The sequence below is a fragment of the Mycobacterium gordonae genome, assembly GCF_017086405.1.
Taxonomy (GTDB): domain Bacteria; phylum Actinomycetota; class Actinomycetes; order Mycobacteriales; family Mycobacteriaceae; genus Mycobacterium; species Mycobacterium gordonae_D.
On sequence record NZ_CP070973.1, the window covers coordinates 1 to 20,032 of the forward strand.

17 protein-coding genes, 2 tRNA genes and 1 pseudogene are annotated in these 20,032 nt (G+C 65.5%); 15 read left to right on the top strand and 5 right to left on the bottom strand.

Features of this window, described 5'->3' with window-relative positions; translation table 11 throughout:
* From dnaA to JX552_RS00060, 12 genes and pseudogenes are all read left to right on the top strand, one after another.
* Positions 1-1,503 carry a chromosomal replication initiator protein DnaA gene (dnaA, locus tag JX552_RS00005; protein WP_205875524.1) on the top strand — a complete coding sequence of 501 codons (1,503 nt, stop codon included), beginning with the start codon at positions 1-3 and terminating at the stop codon, positions 1,501-1,503.
* 525 nt (positions 1,504-2,028) lie between these two features.
* Positions 2,029-3,225 (top strand): DNA polymerase III subunit beta, encoded by a 1,197-nt coding sequence (dnaN, locus tag JX552_RS00010; RefSeq protein WP_205875525.1) that lies wholly within the window; start codon positions 2,029-2,031, stop codon positions 3,223-3,225.
* Between the two features lie 32 nt (positions 3,226-3,257).
* Positions 3,258-4,409, top strand: coding sequence for a DNA replication/repair protein RecF (gene recF, locus JX552_RS00015; RefSeq protein WP_205875526.1), 1,152 nt, complete (start codon positions 3,258-3,260; stop codon positions 4,407-4,409).
* Complete coding sequence (locus tag JX552_RS00020; protein ID WP_205875527.1) at positions 4,406-4,945, top strand: DUF721 family protein; 540 nt, start codon at positions 4,406-4,408, stop codon at positions 4,943-4,945. The genes recF and JX552_RS00020 overlap by 4 nt, the downstream gene beginning before the upstream one ends.
* A gap of 245 nt (positions 4,946-5,190) precedes the next feature.
* Positions 5,191-7,224: a DNA topoisomerase (ATP-hydrolyzing) subunit B gene (gene gyrB, locus JX552_RS00025; RefSeq protein WP_205875528.1), complete on the top strand. Its 2,034-nt coding sequence runs from the start codon at positions 5,191-5,193 to the stop codon at positions 7,222-7,224.
* 103 nt (positions 7,225-7,327) lie between these two features.
* On the top strand, positions 7,328-8,218 hold the full coding sequence (locus tag JX552_RS00030; protein ID WP_205875529.1) for a TolB family protein: 891 nt from the start codon (positions 7,328-7,330) through the stop codon (positions 8,216-8,218).
* An 18-nt stretch (positions 8,219-8,236) separates the two neighbouring features.
* Positions 8,237-10,744, top strand: coding sequence for a DNA gyrase subunit A (gene gyrA / locus JX552_RS00035; protein WP_205875530.1), 2,508 nt, complete (start codon positions 8,237-8,239; stop codon positions 10,742-10,744).
* A gap of 73 nt (positions 10,745-10,817) precedes the next feature.
* Entirely contained in the window at positions 10,818-11,666 is an 849-nt protein-coding gene (locus tag JX552_RS00040) for a DUF3566 domain-containing protein (RefSeq protein ID WP_205875531.1), read from the top strand.
* 79 nt (positions 11,667-11,745) lie between these two features.
* Positions 11,746-11,819 (top strand) — tRNA-Ile (locus JX552_RS00045).
* A gap of 157 nt (positions 11,820-11,976) precedes the next feature.
* Positions 11,977-12,049 (top strand) — tRNA-Ala (locus tag JX552_RS00050).
* A 113-nt stretch (positions 12,050-12,162) separates the two neighbouring features.
* Positions 12,163-12,426: pseudogene (locus JX552_RS00055) on the top strand (helix-turn-helix domain-containing protein); the annotation flags it as partial.
* Positions 12,427-12,669: 243 nt separating this feature from the next.
* On the top strand, positions 12,670-13,020 hold the full coding sequence (locus JX552_RS00060) for a hypothetical protein (RefSeq protein WP_205875532.1): 351 nt from the start codon (positions 12,670-12,672) through the stop codon (positions 13,018-13,020).
* 48 nt (positions 13,021-13,068) lie between these two features.
* Here JX552_RS00060 and cwsA read toward each other — a convergent pair whose 3' ends face one another.
* Entirely contained in the window at positions 13,069-13,497 is a 429-nt protein-coding gene (cwsA, locus tag JX552_RS00065) for a cell wall synthesis protein CwsA (protein ID WP_205875533.1), read from the bottom strand.
* A gap of 123 nt (positions 13,498-13,620) precedes the next feature.
* Between cwsA and JX552_RS00070 the strand changes: the two genes are divergently transcribed.
* On the top strand, positions 13,621-14,169 hold the full coding sequence (locus tag JX552_RS00070) for a peptidylprolyl isomerase (RefSeq protein WP_205875534.1): 549 nt from the start codon (positions 13,621-13,623) through the stop codon (positions 14,167-14,169).
* Positions 14,170-14,362: 193 nt separating this feature from the next.
* Here the strand turns inward: JX552_RS00070 and JX552_RS00075 are convergent, their stop codons facing one another.
* Positions 14,363-14,776: a PH domain-containing protein gene (locus JX552_RS00075; protein ID WP_205875535.1), complete on the bottom strand. Its 414-nt coding sequence runs from the start codon at positions 14,774-14,776 to the stop codon at positions 14,363-14,365.
* A gap of 169 nt (positions 14,777-14,945) precedes the next feature.
* Positions 14,946-15,227: a cell division protein CrgA gene (gene crgA / locus JX552_RS00080; RefSeq protein WP_205875536.1), complete on the bottom strand. Its 282-nt coding sequence runs from the start codon at positions 15,225-15,227 to the stop codon at positions 14,946-14,948.
* A 97-nt stretch (positions 15,228-15,324) separates the two neighbouring features.
* Between crgA and JX552_RS00085 the strand changes: the two genes are divergently transcribed.
* Both JX552_RS00085 and JX552_RS00090 read left to right on the top strand, forming a co-directional pair.
* Positions 15,325-16,068: a DUF881 domain-containing protein gene (locus JX552_RS00085; RefSeq protein ID WP_205875537.1), complete on the top strand. Its 744-nt coding sequence runs from the start codon at positions 15,325-15,327 to the stop codon at positions 16,066-16,068.
* Between the two features lie 35 nt (positions 16,069-16,103).
* The gene (locus JX552_RS00090; RefSeq protein ID WP_205875538.1) at positions 16,104-16,799 is read left to right on the top strand and encodes an aminodeoxychorismate/anthranilate synthase component II; all 696 of its coding nucleotides are present in this window, start codon (positions 16,104-16,106) and stop codon (positions 16,797-16,799) included.
* Here JX552_RS00090 and pknB read toward each other — a convergent pair.
* Both pknB and JX552_RS00100 read right to left on the bottom strand, forming a co-directional pair.
* Entirely contained in the window at positions 16,777-18,657 is a 1,881-nt protein-coding gene (gene pknB / locus JX552_RS00095) for a Stk1 family PASTA domain-containing Ser/Thr kinase (RefSeq protein WP_205875539.1), read from the bottom strand. The genes JX552_RS00090 and pknB overlap by 23 nt on opposite strands.
* Positions 18,654-19,898, bottom strand: a complete 1,245-nt coding sequence (locus JX552_RS00100) for a serine/threonine-protein kinase (RefSeq protein WP_431195904.1) — start codon at positions 19,896-19,898, stop codon at positions 18,654-18,656. The genes pknB and JX552_RS00100 overlap by 4 nt, the downstream gene beginning before the upstream one ends.
* Positions 19,899-20,032: the final 134 nt, after the last annotated feature.

Sequence of the window (20,032 nt, forward strand, 5' to 3'; positions counted from 1 at the left end):
TTGACCGATGACCCCGGTTCCGGATTCGCCTCGGTATGGAACGCGGTCGTCTCCGAGCTCAACGGTGAGGCCGGCAACGGCTCCACCCTCACCACTCCGCTGACCGCCCAGCAAAGGGCCTGGCTCAAACTCGTACAACCCCTCACCATCGTCGAGGGATTTGCTCTGCTCTCCGTGCCGAGTGTCTTCGTCCAGAACGAGATCGAACGCCACCTGCGTACTCCGATCACCGACGCGCTGAGCCGTCGTCTCGGACAACAGATCCAACTCGGCGTCCGCATCGCCCCGCCGTCCACCGAGGACGACAGCACCTACTCCCCTCCTGACTCGCCCGTCCCGGCCGAGACTTCCGAGCGGGCCGAGGCACGCGTCGCCGACCACGACCAAGGCGACACCGTCGTGGGCCCGGGGCAGAACTGGCCGAGTTATTTCGCCGAGCGACCGAGCACCTCCGACACCTCGGCAGCTTCGGGCACCAGCCTCAACCGGCGCTATACCTTCGACACCTTTGTCATCGGATCGTCCAACCGGTTCGCCCATGCGGCCACGCTGGCGATCGCCGAGGCACCCGCTCGCGCCTACAACCCACTGTTCATCTGGGGTGAGTCGGGTCTGGGCAAGACTCACCTGTTGCACGCCGCCGGCAATTACGCCCAGCGGTTGTTTCCAGGTATGCGCGTCAAGTACGTCTCCACCGAAGAATTCACCAACGACTTCATCAACTCGCTGCGCGATGACCGCAAGGTGTCGTTCAAGCGCAGCTACCGCGACGTCGACGTGCTGCTTGTCGATGACATTCAGTTCATCGAGGGCAAGGACGGTATTCAGGAAGAGTTCTTCCATACCTTCAACACCCTGCACAACGCCAACAAGCAGATCGTCATCTCCTCCGATCGGCCGCCCAAACAGCTCGCCACGCTCGAAGACCGGCTGCGCACCCGCTTCGAGTGGGGATTGATCACCGACGTTCAGCCGCCGGATCTCGAAACCCGCATCGCCATCCTCCGCAAGAAAGCACAAGTGGAACGTCTGGCGGTACCCGACGATGTGCTGGAACTCATCGCCAGCAGCATCGAACGCAACATCCGCGAACTCGAGGGTGCACTGATCCGGGTCACCGCATTCGCGTCGCTGAACAAGACCGCGATCGACAAATCTCTGGCCGAGATCGTGCTGCGCGACCTGATCGCCGACGCCAGCGGCATGCAGATCAGCGCCGCCACCATCATGGCGGCCACCGCCGAATACTTCGACACCACCGTCGAGGAGTTGCGCGGCCCGGGCAAGGCCCGTCCCCTCGCACAATCGCGCCAGATCGCGATGTATCTGTGCCGCGAGCTCACCGACCTTTCACTGCCCAAGATCGGGCAGGCCTTCGGCCGCGATCACACCACGGTGATGTACGCCGAACGCAAGATCCGCAACGAGATGGCCGAACGCCGCGAGATCTTCGACAACGTCAAAGAACTCACCACGCGCATCCGGCAGCGCTCCAAGCGCTGAAAATCACGTCCCGTCGGATATTTTTCCAAAAAACTTCTCTCCCTTGAGTCACATGAGCATCACCGCCGCGCTGTGGGTACCGCTGTGAACAACCTCCTCAAACTGCCGTGCCACGCGCGTCCCGTCGTGCACATCGGTGATTCGTCCCCAGCCCCGCACCGCGAACCACACAGGCTGCTGCATAGTCATCCACACCCGCCTCGTGCCCGCACGCTGCGGCAAGACCAAGCTGTCCCCAGCTTGCACAGCCCTTAATACTGATATTGAAATCTCTTCGTAGTTTGTCGTTTGAAGTAAAGCCCTGGGGACGTTCGTCGTTGACGATCCGCAGAGCAGCCCCATACACGCCTTGTCCCCGTCGCCGACTAGCTTTCAAGTTGGCCTCAGAAGCTCTACGGTTGTTGTTCGACTGCTGTTGCGGCCGTCGCGGCGAATCACCGAGCAAGCGGCGTTCGTCACGGAGGGTCCCCAACGCCGGCGGGGGAGCTGGGCACGATTGGAAGTCAGGTTAGGTGAAGGGACGCAATGGACGCGGCTACAACACGGGCTGTCACCGACTTGAAGTTTCGTTTGGTCCGGGAATCCTTCGCCGAAGCGGTCTCGTGGGTAGCCAAGAACCTGCCGTCCCGGCCGACTGTCCCGGTGCTCTCGGGGGTGTTGCTCACCGGCACTGACGACGGTCTGACCATTTCCGGATTCGATTACGAGGTTTCCTCCGAAGTCCAGGTGGCCGCTGAAATAGCCTCCCCGGGAAGTGTTTTGGTGTCGGGTAGGTTGTTGTCCGACATCACCAGAGCATTGCCCAACAAGCCGGTCGATTTCTATGTCGACGGCAACCGTGTCGCGCTGACCTGCGGAAGCGCGCGATTCTCGTTGCCGACGATGGCCGTGGAGGACTATCCGACCCTGCCGACCTTGCCCGAGGAGACCGGGACGTTGCCCGCGGAGTTGTTCGCCGAGGCGATCGGGCAGGTCGCGATCGCGGCCGGGCGTGATGACACGTTGCCGATGCTGACCGGCATCCGGGTCGAGATATCCGGCGAGACGGTGGTTTTGGCGGCTACCGACCGGTTCCGGCTCGCGGTACGCGAGTTGACCTGGTCGGCGTTGTCCCCGGATATCGAGGCTGCGGTGCTGGTTCCGGCGAAGACTCTGGCCGAGGCGGCCAAGGCCGGTGGGGACGGTACGGAGGTTAGGCTGTCGCTGGGCGCCGGTCCGGGCGTCGGCAAGGACGGCCTGCTGGGGATCACCGGCAACGGTAAGCGCAGCACCACCCGACTGCTGGACGCGGAATTCCCCAAGTTCCGCCAGCTGCTGCCCGCCGAGCACACCGCGGTTGCGAGTATCAACGTGGCGGAACTGACCGAGGCCATCAAGCTGGTGGCACTCGTGGCCGACCGCGGCGCGCAGATCCGCATGGAGTTCGCCGACGGAATGCTGCGGTTGTCGGCCGGCGCCGATGATGTCGGGCGAGCCGAGGAAGATCTCGCTGTGGACTACGCGGGAGAACCGTTGACGATCGCGTTCAACCCGACCTACTTGACGGACGGTCTGGGTTCGCTGCATTCCGAGCGGGTGTCGTTCGGGTTCACCACGCCCGGCAAGCCGGCGTTGCTGCGGCCGGCGTCAGCCGACGACCCGGTGCCGACCGGCAGCGGTCCATTCGCTGCGGTGCCGACGGATTACGTGTATCTGCTGATGCCGGTGCGGCTGCCGGGCTGATCGCGGCGGGCCGCGGCATAGGTGCGACGTAGGTGTACGTCCGGCGTTTGGTGTTGCGGGATTTCCGCTCATGGGCCCAGGTGGATCTCGACCTCGAGTCGGGGCGCACCGTGTTCGTCGGCCGCAACGGCTTCGGAAAAACCAATCTTCTTGAGGCGCTGTGGTATTCGACCACCATGGGTTCGCACCGGGTGGGTACCGACGCACCGTTGATCCGGGCGGGCGCCGATCGCGCGGTGGTCTCGACCATCGTGGTCAAAGAGGGCCGGGAATGTGCCGTCGACCTCGAGATCGCCGCGGGCCGGGCGAACAAGGCGCGGCTGAACCGGTCCCCGGTACGTAGCACGCGTGAGGTCATCGGTGTGTTGCGGGCGGTGTTGTTCGCTCCAGAGGATTTAGCGTTGGTGCGCGGGGATCCTTCCGACCGACGCCGGTACCTCGACGAGCTGGCGACGCTGCGCCGGCCGACCATTGCCGGCGTGCGTGCCGACTACGACAAGGTGTTGCGGCAGCGCACGGCGTTGCTCAAGTCGCTTTCCGGTGCCCGGTTCCGCGGTGACCGGGGCGCCCTGGACACGCTGGACGTGTGGGACAGCAGGCTGGCCGAGCACGGGGCGGCGTTGATGGCCGCGCGCATCGATCTGGTGAACCAGTTGGCACCGGAGGTGGCCAAGGCATATCACCTTCTGGATCCCGAATCACGTTCTGCGGCAATCGGTTACCGTGCCAGTACGGATGTGGTGGCGGTGCCGGCGGGGAACGACCAGCAATCGCTGGAGGCTGCTCTGTTGCGCGCGCTGGCAGCACGGCGAAACGCGGAACTGGAACGTGGGGTGTGCCTGGTGGGCCCGCACCGCGACGATCTGGAACTGCGCCTGGGAGACCAACCCACCAAAGGTTTCGCTAGCCACGGCGAGTCGTGGTCGTTCGCGGTGGCCTTGCGATTGGCGGCCTACGAGTTGCTGCGCACCGATGGCAGCGACCCGGTGTTGTTGCTCGACGACGTCTTCGCCGAGCTGGACACCAAACGCCGGCGGGCGCTGGCCACCGTGGCCGAATCGGCCGAACAGGTGCTGGTCACCGCCGCGGTCCCAGAAGACATTCCCGACGGCTGGGAAGCCCGTCGAGTGTCCGTCGAACTGGTCGACACCGACCTCGGTCCGGTATCGGAGGTGCGGCAATGAGGGAAGAACAACAGGATGAGGTGAACCAGCGGGGTCTCGATCTGGTGCGGCGAACCCTGGAAGAGGCCCGCGCGGCCGCTCGCGAGCGCGGGCAGGACGCTGGACGTGGCCGTGCCGGCCCGATGCCTCGCCGCCGAGGTGCCGCGGGGCGCCGGAGCTGGTCGGGCCCAGGGCCCGATGCACGTGATCCCCAGCCGTTGGGTCGGCTGACTCGTGACCTGGCCAAGCAGCAGGGGTGGACCGCCCATGTGGCCGAAGGCACGGTATTCGGCCACTGGTCCTCGGTGGTCGGCGCGCAGATCGCCGAACATGCCACGCCCGCCGCACTGCATGACGGGGTCCTCAGCGTGACGGCCGAATCGACCGCGTGGGCGACGCAGCTGCGCCTCATGCATGCGCAGCTGCTCGCCAAGATCGCCGCTGCCGTCGGCAACGGCGTGGTGACCTCGCTGAAAATCACCGGCCCGGCGGCGCCGTCGTGGCGCAAGGGGCCCCGTCACATCGCCGGTCGGGGTCCTCGCGACACCTATGGTTAGGGTTGTCCTTCCGAGGTGAACGAGGCACAGACCGCAGCCGTCTGAGAGCCGCCAGAAATTGACGAACCCTTATCTGGAACGTCGGGACGCGGCGACAGCGAAGAAATTGAGCGCACGGCGCAATCAGAAGGGTGGAAACGCGCCCACAAAATCGGTGCTGTCGTCCCTTAGCGGTAGAGTAGTCGGATGCGACCGCTGCGGTGAGGTGACCGCTCGCATGCAACCCCAAGGAGAGCATTCCGACCGTGGCTGCCCCTAAGAAGAAGGCACAGAACGAATACGGCGCTTCAGCCATCACCGTCCTCGAGGGATTGGAGGCGGTCCGCAAACGTCCGGGCATGTATATCGGCTCCACCGGAGAGCGTGGTCTGCACCACCTCATCTGGGAGGTGGTCGACAACTCGGTCGACGAGGCGATGGCCGGTTACGCCAGCAAGGTCGACGTGCGGTTGCTCGACGACGGCAGTGTAGAAGTCGCCGACGACGGCCGCGGCATTCCGGTGGCGATGCACGCCACCGGGGCGCCGACGGTGGACGTGGTCATGACGCAACTGCACGCCGGTGGGAAGTTCGGTGGCGAGAACAGCGGCTACACCGTCAGTGGCGGATTGCACGGGGTGGGCGTATCGGTGGTCAATGCCCTGTCCACCCGGCTGGAAGTCGACATCAGACGCGACGGACACGAGTGGTCGCAGTACTACGAGCGCGCCGTGCCGGGCACCCTCAAGCAAGGCGAGGCGACCCGCAAGACCGGAACGACGATTCGGTTCTGGGCCGATCCGGAGATCTTCGAAACCACCGAATACGACTTCGAGACGGTGGCTCGCCGGCTGCAGGAGATGGCGTTCCTGAATAAGGGTCTGACCATCAACCTCACCGACGAGCGGGTCGAGCAGGACGAAGTCGTCGACGAAGTCGTCAGCGACACCGCCGACGCTCCGAAATCCGCCGAGGAGAAGGCGGCCGAATCCAAGGCACCGCACAAGGTCAAGCAGCGCACCTTCCACTACCCCGGCGGCCTGGTCGACTTCGTCAAGCACATCAACCGCACCAAGAGCCCCATCCAGCAGAGCGTGATCGACTTCGAAGGCAAAGGTACCGGCCACGAAGTGGAGATCGCGATGCAGTGGAACGGCGGCTACTCCGAATCGGTGCACACGTTCGCCAACACGATCAACACCCATGAGGGTGGGACCCACGAAGAGGGTTTCCGTAGTGCGCTGACGTCGGTGGTGAACAAGTACGCCAAAGATAAGAAGCTGCTCAAGGAGAAGGACCCGAACCTCACCGGCGACGACATCCGCGAAGGATTGGCCGCGGTGATCTCGGTGAAGGTCGCCGAACCGCAGTTCGAGGGCCAGACCAAGACCAAGCTGGGCAACACCGAGGTCAAGTCATTCGTGCAGAAAGTGTGCAACGAACAGCTCACGCACTGGTTCGAGGCGAATCCTTCGGAAGCCAAAACCGTGGTGAACAAGGCGGTGTCATCCGCCCAGGCGCGGATCGCGGCGCGCAAGGCGCGAGAGTTGGTGCGTCGCAAGAGCGCAACCGATCTCGGTGGGCTACCGGGCAAGTTGGCCGACTGCCGTTCGACGGACCCCCGCAAGTCCGAGTTGTATGTGGTGGAGGGAGACTCCGCCGGCGGCTCGGCCAAGAGCGGTCGGGACTCGATGTTCCAGGCGATCCTTCCGTTGCGCGGCAAGATCATCAACGTCGAGAAGGCGCGCATCGACCGGGTGCTGAAGAACACCGAAGTCCAGGCCATCATCACCGCGCTGGGCACCGGGATCCACGACGAGTTCGACATCTCCAAACTCCGCTACCACAAGATCGTGCTGATGGCCGACGCCGACGTTGACGGACAACACATTTCGACGCTGCTGTTGACGTTGTTGTTCCGCTTCATGCGTCCACTGCTCGAGCACGGCCACGTGTTCCTGGCGCAACCGCCGCTGTACAAGTTGAAGTGGCAACGCTCCGAGCCCGAATTCGCCTACTCCGACCGGGAACGTGACGGCCTGTTGGAGGCCGGGCTGAAGTCCGGCAAGAAGATCAACAAGGAAGACGGCATCCAGCGCTACAAGGGTCTGGGTGAGATGGATGCCAAGGAGCTGTGGGAAACCACCATGGACCCGTCCGTGCGGGTGCTACGTCAGGTGACCCTCGACGACGCCGCCGCGGCCGATGAACTGTTCTCCATCCTGATGGGCGAGGACGTCGAGGCGCGCCGCAGCTTTATCACCCGCAATGCCAAAGATGTTCGCTTCCTTGATGTGTAAGCCGCCGCCCGCGGTCTTTGCGGCGTTGGGAGTGATTGCGCTCCTGTTGTCGGGTTGCGGCAATCACCCCACAACGCCGAACGCCAAGACCGACGAGGTACTGGTGATCGCCTACGCGCTGGGGAAGGGAAGCGCGTCAGCGATGCACATCATCAGCGTCGACGGCAGCGGTGACCACGTCCCGACACCAGTAGGCCAGATCGCCGATCTGCCGGCGTTTTCCGCCGACGGACAGCGGCTGGCGTACGTGGCGGGCGAGCCCAAGCAGGTGTTCGTCACCCACGACAACCTCGGGAACGCACAACAACTGACGAAGGATGCTCCGACCGAAGCCCACCCAAGCAAGCGTCTCGTCGCCTTCTCTCCCGACAGCAGGCGGATCGCCTATGTGGATTCCAGACTTGCGGGGAACACGATCTTCGTCGTGGATGCGGCTGGTGGGACACCCAAGCAGCTGGTCGGGCCGCTCAAAGGACGCCCACCGTTTCCGAGTGTGCGGGTGGTGTTCGCACCGGACGGCCAGGCGGTGGTGTACGACGCCTTCGTCAAAGAGTCCAACGGCAGAAATGAGTTTGAGACCAATGCCGTGCGCACTGGCGCCACGGAAACGCTCCGCCTTCCGGTTCCAGACAACGCCGTCGGGCGAACCGAGGACTTCCGTGGTGTACCTGCGCAGCTGCAGTACTCGCGCGACGGGTCGAAGATCGTCTACCAGCTTTCGGTCCGAAGCTGCAGCGCACTGTTCATCGCCGATGCCAACTTCAGCAACCCGCGCAAACTCGTGGAGCTCGCAGATACCGGCGGTGGATACATTGCACCGAGTTTCTCGCCCGACGGTAGCCAGATTGCTTACGCAGAAACGCTTTTCGACATCGGTGGCCAGGCAATTTTCGTAGTAAACGCCGACGGCTCTGGACAGCATCAAGTGACCAAACCGAAAGCCGGCGAGTACGACATATCACCCAGTTGGGGATATGCGGCCCGTCGCAACTAACGACAAACCGAGGAATAGATGACTGACACCACGCTGCCTCCTGGTGACGGGCCGGCAGACCGGATCGAGCCGGTTGACATTCAGCAGGAGATGCAGCGCAGCTACATCGACTACGCGATGAGCGTGATCGTCGGCCGCGCCCTGCCGGAAGTCCGCGACGGCCTCAAGCCCGTGCACCGCCGTGTGCTGTATGCCATGTACGACTCCGGATTCCGGCCGGACCGCAGCCACGCCAAGTCGGCGCGCTCGGTCGCTGAGACCATGGGTAACTACCACCCGCACGGCGACGCGTCGATCTACGACACCCTGGTGCGCATGGCGCAGCCGTGGTCGCTGCGGTACCCGCTGGTCGACGGCCAGGGGAACTTCGGCTCGCCGGGAAACGACCCACCGGCCGCGATGAGATATACCGAGGCGCGGCTTACCCCGTTGGCAATGGAGATGTTGCGCGAAATCGACGAGGAGACAGTCGATTTCATCCCAAACTACGACGGCCGGGTGCAGGAACCGACCGTGCTGCCCAGCCGGTTCCCCAACCTGCTGGCCAACGGCTCGGGCGGCATCGCCGTCGGCATGGCCACCAACATCCCGCCTCACAACCTGCGCGAGCTCGCCGAGGCGGTGTTCTGGTGTCTGGAGAACTACGACGCCGACGAAGAGGCGACACTGGCCGCCGTGATGGAGCGGGTCAAGGGCCCCGACTTCCCCACTTCCGGTCTGATCGTGGGATCGCAAGGGATCTCCGATGCCTACAAGACCGGCCGCGGTTCCATCCGGATGCGCGGAGTCGTTGAGGTAGAAGAAGATTCGCGCGGCCGCACGTCGTTGGTGATCACCGAGTTGCCGTACCAGGTCAACCACGACAACTTCATCACCTCGATCGCCGAGCAGGTTCGCGACGGCAGGCTGGCCGGCATCTCCAACATCGAAGACCAGTCCAGCGACCGGGTCGGCTTGCGCATCGTCGTGGAGATCAAACGAGACGCCGTGGCCAAGGTGGTGCTGAACAACCTCTACAAGCACACCCAGCTGCAGACCAGCTTCGGCGCCAACATGCTGTCCATCGTCGACGGCGTCCCCCGCACGCTACGGCTGGACCAGATGATTCGCTACTACGTCGAGCACCAGCTCGACGTCATCATCCGCCGCACCACCTACCGGTTGCGAAAAGCCAACGAGCGGGCCCACATTCTGCGCGGTCTGGTCAAGGCGCTCGACGCGCTGGACGAAGTGATCGCGTTGATCCGCGCGTCGCAGACGGTCGACATCGCCCGCCAAGGTCTGATCGAGTTGCTCGACATCGACGAAATTCAGGCGCAGGCGATCCTGGACATGCAGTTGCGCCGCCTAGCGGCCCTGGAGCGGCAGCGCATCGTCGACGACCTGGCCAAGATCGAAGCCGAAATCGCCGACCTGGAAGACATTCTCGCCAAACCCGAGCGGCAACGCGGGATCGTGCGCGACGAACTCGGCGAGATCGTGGAGAAGCACGGCGATGACCGTCGTACCCGCATCATCGCGGCCGATGGGGACGTCAGCGACGAAGACCTGATCGCCCGCGAGGACGTCGTCGTCACCATCACCGAGACCGGGTACGCCAAGCGCACCAAGACCGACCTGTACCGCAGCCAGAAGCGGGGCGGCAAGGGTGTGCAGGGCGCCGGCCTCAAGCAGGACGACATCGTGCGGCACTTCTTCGTGTGTTCCACCCACGACTGGATCCTGTTCTTCACCACCCAGGGCCGGGTATACCGGGCCAAGGCCTACGAGCTGCCGGAGGCCTCTCGCACCGCGCGCGGCCAGCACGTCGCGAACCTGCTGGCCTTCCAGCCCGAGGAACGCATCGCCCAGGTCATCCAGATCAAGAGTTACGAGGATGCGCCGTACCTGGTGCTGGCCACCCAGAACGGATTGGTGAAGAAGTCCAAGCTGACCGACTTCGACTCCAACCGTTCCGGCGGGATCGTGGCCGTCAACCTGCGCGACGGCGACGAGCTGGTCGGTGCGGTGTTGTGTTCGGCCGAGGAGGATCTGTTGCTGGTCTCGGCCAACGGGCAGTCCATCCGGTTCTCGGCGACCGACGAGGCGCTGCGGCCGATGGGCCGCGCCACCTCCGGCGTGCAGGGCATGCGGTTCAACGCCGACGACCGGTTGCTGTCGCTCAACGTGGTGCGGGAAGGCACCTACCTGCTGGTCGCCACGGCCGGCGGCTACGCCAAGCGCACCGGGATCGAGGAGTATCCCGTGCAGGGCCGCGGCGGCAAGGGGGTGCTGACCATCATGTACGACCGGCGACGCGGCAGGCTGGTCGGCGCGTTGATCGTCGACGACGAGAGTGAGCTCTACGCCATCACGTCTGGAGGCGGGGTCATCCGCACCACCGCCAAACAGGTCCGCAAGGCCGGGCGGCAAACCAAGGGCGTCCGGCTGATGAATCTGGGCGAGGGCGCCACGTTATTGGCCATCGCGCGCAATGCTGAAGAGAATGCCGACGCCGAGGTTGAGGGCGAGGAGTCGAATAGCTGACCCGGGCGGGGGGTGGGCTCACCGCGTACCCGGCATAGACTCAGCTACTTGAGCAGACATGTAAGGAGTCGGGGTGAGTTCACCGAACGAGTCGGGCGGCCCCAGTCAGGGTGACAACCCGAACGGGGACGGGTCGGTCGAACGCGCCGGAGCGCACCGGGCGACGACCGGGCCCGGACGGTTACCGGAGGCCGCAGACTCGCCGCCGTGGCAGCGGGGGGCGACCCGGGCAGGGTCGCAGAGCGGGCCACGTCCGGCGGCCGACCCGCCCACCGACGTGCGGACGCCCACGAGTTCCGAGGCGCGGCTCAACCGTTTCATCTCCGGGACGTCTGCGCCGACGCCCGGCCCACAGGCGGAGGTGCCAGCCGTGCGCAGTGAAAACCCACCCGCGGAGGCGTACGCCAGCGAGTTGCCGGATTTGTCGGGTCCGATTCCGCGGGGCACGCCGCGCAAACCGGAACGTCCCGCCGAGGCGCCGGCATCGTCCCCAAGCCGCCCGGCGGCCGGCGAGGCGCGAGAAGCGCGGGGCGTCGCGGTGGGTTCCCGACGGGGTCGGGGACCGGTGCGGGCCAGCATGCAGATCCGGCGCATTGACCCCTGGAGCACCCTCAAGGTGTCGCTGCTGCTGTCGGTGGCCCTGTTCTTCGTGTGGATGATCGCTGTGGCGTTCCTCTACCTGGTCCTCGGCGGCATGGGCGTGTGGTCGAAGTTGAACAGCAACGTCGGGGATCTGCTGAACAACACCAGCGGCAGCAGCGGTGAACTCGTCTCGAGCGGAACCATCTTCGGTGGGGCCGTGCTGATCGGCTTGGTCAACATCGTCTTGATGACCGCGATGGCCACCATCGCCGCATTCGTCTACAACCTGACGACCGACCTGATCGGTGGAATCGAAGTGACGCTGGCAGACCGGGACTAGGGTGGACGCGTTTTGGGAGTCAGGCGGCCGGTGCGGTAATCTCGGCGCTCGGCCATTGATGTCCAGATAGTGCCAGTACGGGCCTATAGCTCAGGCGGTTAGAGCGCTTCGCTGATAACGAAGAGGTCGGAGGTTCGAGTCCTCCTAGGCCCACGATCATGTGCCCGTCAAGACGTCGTGTGAAATTCGCGCTGCCGCTGGCAGCGGCCGCCGCGCTGGGCGCTGCGGCGGTGGTGCGTTCGCGCCGTGACGTCGAGGTCTGGCATGTGGCACCGGATGTAACCCCTGGCGACGTGCCTGACAGACCAGAGGGGCCTTAGCTCAGTTGGTAGAGCACCGCCTTTGCAAGGCGGGTGTCAGGGGTTCGATTCCCCTAGGCTCCACTCTTTTTGTGTATGACCTCGGCTGATGCTTGGCATTTCGGTTTCGGTTGATGCCTGACAGTGTTTCGGCTGATGTTTGACAGTTACTTCGGTTGATCCTTGACACTCCCTAGATGAGGGAGTTGAGCGTGGCCGAGCAGCGGTATCAGGCCGTGATGGCCGTGATTGCCGATGGTTTGTCGATTTGTCAGGTGGCCGAGAAGACGGGGGTGTCGCGCCAGACGCTGCACGCCTGGTTGGCCCGGTATGAGGCCGAGGGCCTGGAGGGGTTGGTGGATCGGTCGCATCGGCCGGTGTCGTGTCCGCATCAGATGCCGGCGGTGGTGGAGGCCGAGTTGTTGGAGTTGCGGCGGTCGCGCCCGTACTGGGGTCCGCGCGCGTCCCACAGTGACCGCCGCAGCGACGGTCCCGCCGGGTTCATACGTTGACGAAGCGAACCTCGCCTGCCGGTGGTAGGCGCAGCGGGCGAAGAACGTGCGGCAGGTCCCCGGGACCACCACCAACCTTTTATTCGATAATCTTTAATTATGAAACGTATTTCGTACTTGTTCGCGCTGGGGATCTTCGGCGCGACGGGCTTTGGCGCAGCAGTACCAACCGCCCGAGCAGACTCGGCTCAGATGAACGGTGTTTACAGCTATGTGGACGAGGACGGCGACTTCGGCACGTGGACTATCGCTACCACGTGCGATCCGAACTGCGTCGCACATGTGGAGACGGGACCGGGGCGTGGATTCGATGCCGTGCTGGTCGACGGTGTGTACACCGTGAACCGATCCGTCCCGGCCGGCCTGTCGTGCCCGGACTACATGCTGGGAGAAACGCTTTGGGATGCCGGTGAGCATCCTGTGCAGGTCTTGCAGTGGTGGGACCCGGCCACGCTCCAGGGCGAAGTCCACTTTCTGGCCAGCACGGCGCCCTGCGAAATCGGCGATCACCACGACAGGTTCACGCTCACTCCGGTTCAATAGCCGCCCCGGAGGAGTCGACACCCGCTGGCGAGGCTGATGGTCCAGCCGCTACGGCCTCGGCTGGACGTCCACACTCGGCGGGCGTGGCGAGGGCTCCGGCTTCGACGAGCGCCGCACCACGCTGAAAGCGACAGCGCCACCGGCCAACACCACGACGGCGGCCGCTCCGGCGATCAGCCACGGCTTCTTGCTGCGTCGCTGATCGCGCCGGGCCTCCTGCAGCAGCTGCGGCAGGTTGGCGACCACTTCCTGAGCGGCGGCGAGCTCCTGCCCGATGGTCTGCTGGGCGGCGGCAAGCTCACGTGCCAGCCGGCCCTCCCGGTAGCGACGGCGAACTTCCGTCGCGGTGGAGTGGGCTGACTGGACCCCGAGACCCACCACGCCGCGAGTGACATCCACCGGTCCCACCGCCGTGTAGGTCAGGCCACGGGTCAGTCGCTCGCGTGGGGTCAACGAGGCTTCCGCCTTCTGGCTCATCTGCCGCCTTTCGATGTACAGCTCAAGTCCTACGCAGTCCTATCAGGTACCGGGGCCCTAGAGCTAGAGCGCAGGCACTGGCGTGCCGAGCGACGGCACCGGGTGTGGGGCAAGACCCGCGTAGTGGCAGACTGTGGTGCCGTGACTAACAGCCCCATTCAGACCGCCACCGCCACGCTGCACACCAACCGCGGAGACATCAAGGTCGCCCTGTTCGGGAACCACGCGCCCAAGACCGTCGCCAATTTTGTCGGCCTGGCGCAGGGCACGAAGGAGTACTCCACCCAGAACGCCTCGGGCGGTCCGTCGGGCCCGTTCTACGACGGCGCGGTCTTCCACCGGGTGATCCGGGGCTTCATGATCCAGGGCGGCGACCCGACCGGCACCGGTCGCGGCGGCCCCGGCTACAAGTTCGCCGACGAATTCCACCCCGAGTTGCAGTTCGACCGTCCGTACCTGCTCGCGATGGCCAATGCCGGACCGGGCACCAACGGCTCCCAGTTCTTCATCACCGTCGGCCCGACCCCGCACCTGAACCGGCGCCACACCATTTTCGGCGAGGTCATCGACCCCGACTCGCAGGGCGTTGTCGACGCGATCGCCACCACCGCCACGGACGGCAGCGACCGTCCCACCAATCCGGTCGTCATCGAGTCGATCACGATTTCCTGACGGGCGCCGCCCCGAGCGCCCTGCCGCCGCCGCAAGCGACTGGCGCGCACCTGCTGCCGCCGCGATCGTGCACTTAATGCCGGTCGCAGCGGCGTTTCGGTGTACAGACGCGCACGTTCGCCGGCCGCAAGTCAGGCCGCGGGTCGTCGTAGCGAAGCGCACCGTCGCGGCCAGGCGAGGACCCGAGAGAAAGCTAGCCCGCGTAGCCGGCGTCGGTGAGCGCGTCCAGCACCTCTAATGGGTCGGTGCCCAGGTCCCAGCGGGACAGCACGAGCAGTCCCCCATCGACGGTTTCGAGCTCCAGCAGACGGACCCGGCGCCCGTGGCGACGGAACTCCGAGATGCGGATGATCTTGATGACGCCTCGGCTGAATACCTGTGTGCGGAACCATCCGCGCACCGCCAATCCCTCGGGGGTGATTGCCAGCTTCGGCCGTGCGCGCCACGAGGCCAGGGCAAACAAGAGCAGACCCACTGCAGCGATCCCCGCGATGACCCGCCCCGGCGGATCTGTGACGAGGGTCACAGTGGCGATAGCCAGCACGAGGCCGCCAATCCCGCAACCAGCGATTCCCGCCGTCTGCGGCGCCCACTCAGTTTGCTGCATGCGGGACTGCGCCCCCCTCACCACGGCAGATGCGGTTATCCACAGACGCTATCAACAGTGGGGATGAATCACACGCGTGTGATTGCGTGGCCGGAAGGTTGCTGGCGTGATCACCGAACCCTCTCCGAATGAATGCATTGAAATGGCTGTCGATTCCGGTCGTGACTGCTCAGTGCCAGCGCATCGTGAGCAACAACCCGGTGATCATGAAGGCGAACGCGATCGCGTAGTTCCACGGACCCAGCTCCGCCATCCAGTGCAGGGCTGTCGGAGCCTGCGGACCGTAGGCTGCCAGCTGGAAAACCATCAACCAGATGAGGCCGATCAGCATCAGGCCGATGAACAACGCGACGAACCACACGCTCGACGGCCCGACCTTCACCTTCACCGGGGTGCGGCTCACCGCGCTGACGGTGAAGTCGTTCTTCTTGCGGACCTTCGACTTGGGCATGTGTACCTCTGATACCTCAACAACAAGCGGGACGGTGCAACGATTACGGTTGCATGCAGGTAGAGCTCGGATACGAGACTAGCCCACGGGAGACTCCATGGACGATCGGCGCCGTTCGCCGTGGCGCTTCGGTGTCCCTCTGGTGTGTCTGCTGGCCGGACTGCTGCTGGCTGCCACGCACGGGGTCTCCGGCGGCGCGGAGATCCGCCGCAGCGATGCACCCCGCCTGGTCGACCTGGTGCGAGAAACGCGCTCCTCGGTCGAGCACCTGGATTCCGAGCGTGAAGCGCTGACCAGGACGATCGACGCCGCGCACGGACGGTCATCGGACGTCGCGCTGAAGGCCATGCTCAAGCGTGCTGCCGAGCTGGCGGGCGAGGCAGACATGAACCCGGTGCACGGCCCAGGTCTGGTCGTCGTCCTCAACGACGCCCAGCGCGACGCCAATGGGCGGTTTCCGCGCGACGCCACACCGGACGACCTCGTGGTGCACCAGCAAGACATCGACGGCGTGCTCAACGCGTTGTGGAGCGCCGGCGCGGAGGCGATCCAGATGCAGGATCAGCGCATCATCGCCACCTCGGTAGTCCGGTGCGTCGGCAATACGCTCCTGCTCAACGGCCGCACCTACAGCCCGCCGTATTCCATCACCGCGATCGGCAACGCGGCGGCCATGCAGGCGGCGTTGGCCGCCGCTCCCCTGGTCACGCTCTACAAGCAGTACGTGGTCCGCTTCGGGCTGGGCTACCGGGAGGACGTCAAGTCTGACGTCGCCGTGGTCGGACACGGCGAACCGGTGCGGTTGCACTTCGCGCAGCCCATCGGCCCGATCGGCTACTGACGGCGGCGCCTCCCGCCGGACGGTAACCTGTCACGATGCGGATCCTGGTCGTCGACAACTACGACAGCTTCGTGTTCAACCTGGTGCAGTACCTGGGCCAGCTGGGCGTCGAGGCTGCGGTGTGGCGCAACGACGACGCCAGGCTCACCGGTACGGACGGCCCGCAACAGGTTGCCAGCGAATTTGACGGCGTCCTGCTCAGCCCCGGCCCCGGCACCCCGGAGCGGGCAGGCGCATCCATCGCGCTGGTGCGCGCCTGCGCCGCCACGAAGACCCCGCTGCTCGGTGTCTGCCTTGGACACCAGGCGATCGGTGTGGCCTTCGGCGCCATCGTCGACCGCGCGCCGGAGCTGCTGCACGGCAAGACCAGCAGCGTGTTCCACACTAATGTCGGTGTGCTGCAAGGACTTCCAGATCCGTTCACCGCCACCCGGTACCACTCCCTGACCATCCTGCCCGAGTCGCTGCCCGCCGAACTAGAGGCCATCGCACACACCCAGAGCGGGGTGATCATGGCCGTGCGGCACACGTCGCTGCCGATCCACGGTGTCCAATTCCATCCCGAGTCGATCCTGACCGAAGGCGGACACCGGATGCTGGCCAATTGGCTGAGCTACTGCGGCTGGGCGCGCGACGACACGTTAGTCCGCCGGTTGGAGAACGAGGTGCTCACCGCGATCCGGCCGCACTTCCCCGGTGATGCCGGGGCTACTGACCGAACTTCAGCGTGATCACACCGTCCCGGTTCACACCGCTACCGGCTGACGGGCTCTGATACACGACCTTGTTGTGCTGGTTGCCCCCGGCGTCGACGTCGGGACCCTTGTCCAGCACACCGGTCCACCCCAGCGCCCGTAGCCGCGGTTCGGCGTCGGTCCAGAACATGCCCGTCACGTCGGGCATGATGAACTGGTTGCCCTTGGACACCTGCAGTTCGATGACGGTGTCGATGGGCTGGGTCTCACCCTTGGCCGGATTGGTTCCGATGACTTCACCGGCCGGGCGGGGGCTGTCCACCTGGGTCTGGGTGATCTTGGTGAATCCGTAGACGTTGAGGTTCTTCTGCGCGACGTCGACGGTCTGCCCCGTCACGTCGGGGATCTGCTTGGTCTCCGGGCCGGAGCCGACGATGATCGTGATCACGTTGGTGATCGCCGACGTTTGGTTCGCGGGCGGGTTGGTCCCGACCACCTTGCCCAGCAGCTCCGGGGTGGACGGGGAGTTCGACTGCTTGAACTTGGTGAAACCGGCCGAGGTCAGTTTCTTGACCGCCTCGGAGTAGGTCAGTGAGGACACATCGGGCACTTCCCGCTGCTCCGGCCCGGTGGAGACGTTGATGGTGATCTCGTCGCCGGCTCCCACCGACGAATTCGCGGCCGGGTCGGTCCCGATGACGTGGTCCGGCAGGATCTGAGAGTCGGGTCGCTGCTGGGTGCGGGTCTTGAAGCCCTTGTTCTGCAGGGCCACGATCGCATCTGCGGAGGTCTGGCCGCGCACGTCGGGAACTTGAACGCTGCGGGTGTTTCCGCCGAACGTGTTGATCGCGATCGTGACGACGATCGTCAGCACCGCCAGCACCGCGACCACGGCCACCCAACGACCCACCGAGCCGGCGTGGCGGTCGCGGTCGGAGCCGTCGAAGTTCTGTCGGGGCAGCGGGTCGGTGCGCGGACCGCCGTGGCCCATGCCCGAGGACGACATGAAGGCCTTACGCTCGGCGCCGGTGAGCACCTTGGGCGCTTCCGGCGGTTCACCGTTGTGCACCCGGACCAGGTCGGCGCGCATCTCCGCCGCCGTCTGGTACCGGTTCTCCGGGTTCTTGGCCAGCGCCTTGAGCACGACGGCGTCGAGGTCGGCGGAGATCCCCTCATGGCGCTCCGAGGGCGGTACCGGGTCCTCCCGCACATGCTGGTAGGCGACCGATACCGGCGAGTCACCGGTGAAAGGTGGTTCACCCGTGAGCATTTCGTACAGGACGCAGCCCAGCGAGTAGACGTCGGAGCGGGCGTCCACCGAGTCGCCGCGGGCCTGTTCGGGGGACAGATACTGTGCGGTGCCGATCACCGCGGCGGTCTGGGTGACGCTGTTGCCGCCGTCGGCGATCGCACGAGCGATGCCGAAGTCCATCACCTTCACCGCGTTGCCGGAGCTGATCATGATGTTGGCGGGCTTGACATCGCGGTGGATGATGCCGGCCTGATGGCTGAAGTTGAGCGCCTGGCAGGCGTCGGCGATCACTTCGATGGCCCGCTTGGGCGTCATCGGGCCCTCGGTGTGCACAATGTCACGCAACGTGACCCCGTCGACGTATTCCATCACGATGTAGGGCAACGGACCCGCTGGGGTCTCCGCCTCGCCGGTGTCGTACACCGCGACGATCGCGGGGTGGTTCAGTGCGGCGGCATTCTGCGCCTCGCGCCGGAAACGCAGGTAGAAACTGGGATCGCGGGCCAGGTCAGCGCGCAGCACCTTGACCGCGACGTCGCGGTGTAGCCGTAGGTCGCGGGCCAGGTGAACTTCGGACATACCTCCGAATCCGAGGATGTCGCCCAGTTCGTAGCGGTCGGACAGGTGCCGGGGGGTGGTCATCGCGGTATCTCAAATCGGGCCAGCGACGCGTGCAGTACAGAACTACCGGTTTGCGGGCTGTCCGTCCAGTCGAGATCCGCGTCCGGCGCGGGCCCGAGGTCGTCGGTCTGAACGCTGCCGGTGTTGGTGACCGTCGGCGGGGGCGACGGCTGACTGTCCGCCTTGGAGTTGATCACGATCAGCACCGCGATGATGATCGCCAACGCCCCGAGCACACCGGCGGCCCAGAGCAGCGCCCGTTGACCCGACGAGAATGTTCGCCGCGCCGGCGGGCGGTGCCCGGCGGCCCGGCGCGGTGCCGTGGCCCGGGTGGCGGGAGCCGGCGCGATCCTCGCGGGGGTGGCCGACGGGATGGCCGCGGGGGCGGCGCGCCCCGGCGGCGGTGACTGGCTGGGCCGCGGCGGGCGACGACCGGCCCGGACCGCGGCCACCGCATCGGCGAACGGGCCGCCGCTGCGGTAGCGCTGGCTGGGATTCTTGACCAGCGTGATCTCGATGAGCTCGCGGACGTTGGGCGGTAGGTCGGCGGGCAGCGGCGGCGGCGGCTCTTTGATGTGCTTCATCGCCACGGTCAGGGCGCCGTCGCCGGTGAACGGCCGCTTACCCGAAACTACTTCGTACCCAACGACTCCCAACGCGTATACGTCACTGGCGGGGGTGGCGTCATGGCCGAGGGCCTGCTCGGGGGCGATGTACTGCGCGGTGCCCATCACCATCCCGGTCTGGGTCACCGGTGCCGCGTCGACGGCCTTGGCGATGCCGAAGTCGGTGATCTTCACCTGCCCGGTGGGCGTGATCAAGATGTTGCCCGGCTTGACGTCGCGGTGCACCAGGCCGGCGGCGTGGGCCACCTGCAACGCGCGACCGGTCTGCTCGAGCATGTCCAGCGCGTGCCGCAGCGACAGCCGCCCGGTGCGTTTGAGCACCGAATTCAGCGGCTCACCGTTGACCAGCTCCATCACCAGGTAGGCCGTGCGACCTTCTCCGTCCATCGTGCTCTCGCCGTAATCGTGGACTTGGGCGATGCCGGGATGGTTGAGCATCGCGGTGGTGCGTGCCTCCGCGCGGAACCGCTCGATGAATTCCGGGTCCTGGGAGAATTCCTGCTTGAGCACCTTGACCGCGACGCGCCGGCCCAGGCGGCTGTCCACCGCCTCCCATACCTGGCCCATGCCACCGGTGGCGATGAGCCGCTGCAGCCGATACCGGCCTGACAGCGTCACCCCAACACGGGGACTCATGTTTTGCCTCGCTCCGGTCCGATCCGACGGTGGCGACCCGCTGCGCCCGGCTGTGCCGCGCCAGCGATCTCCACGGCTACGCTAGCGATCGCCACGGCCGGTGCCATCGTTGCGATTCTCACTCGCCTGTGGCG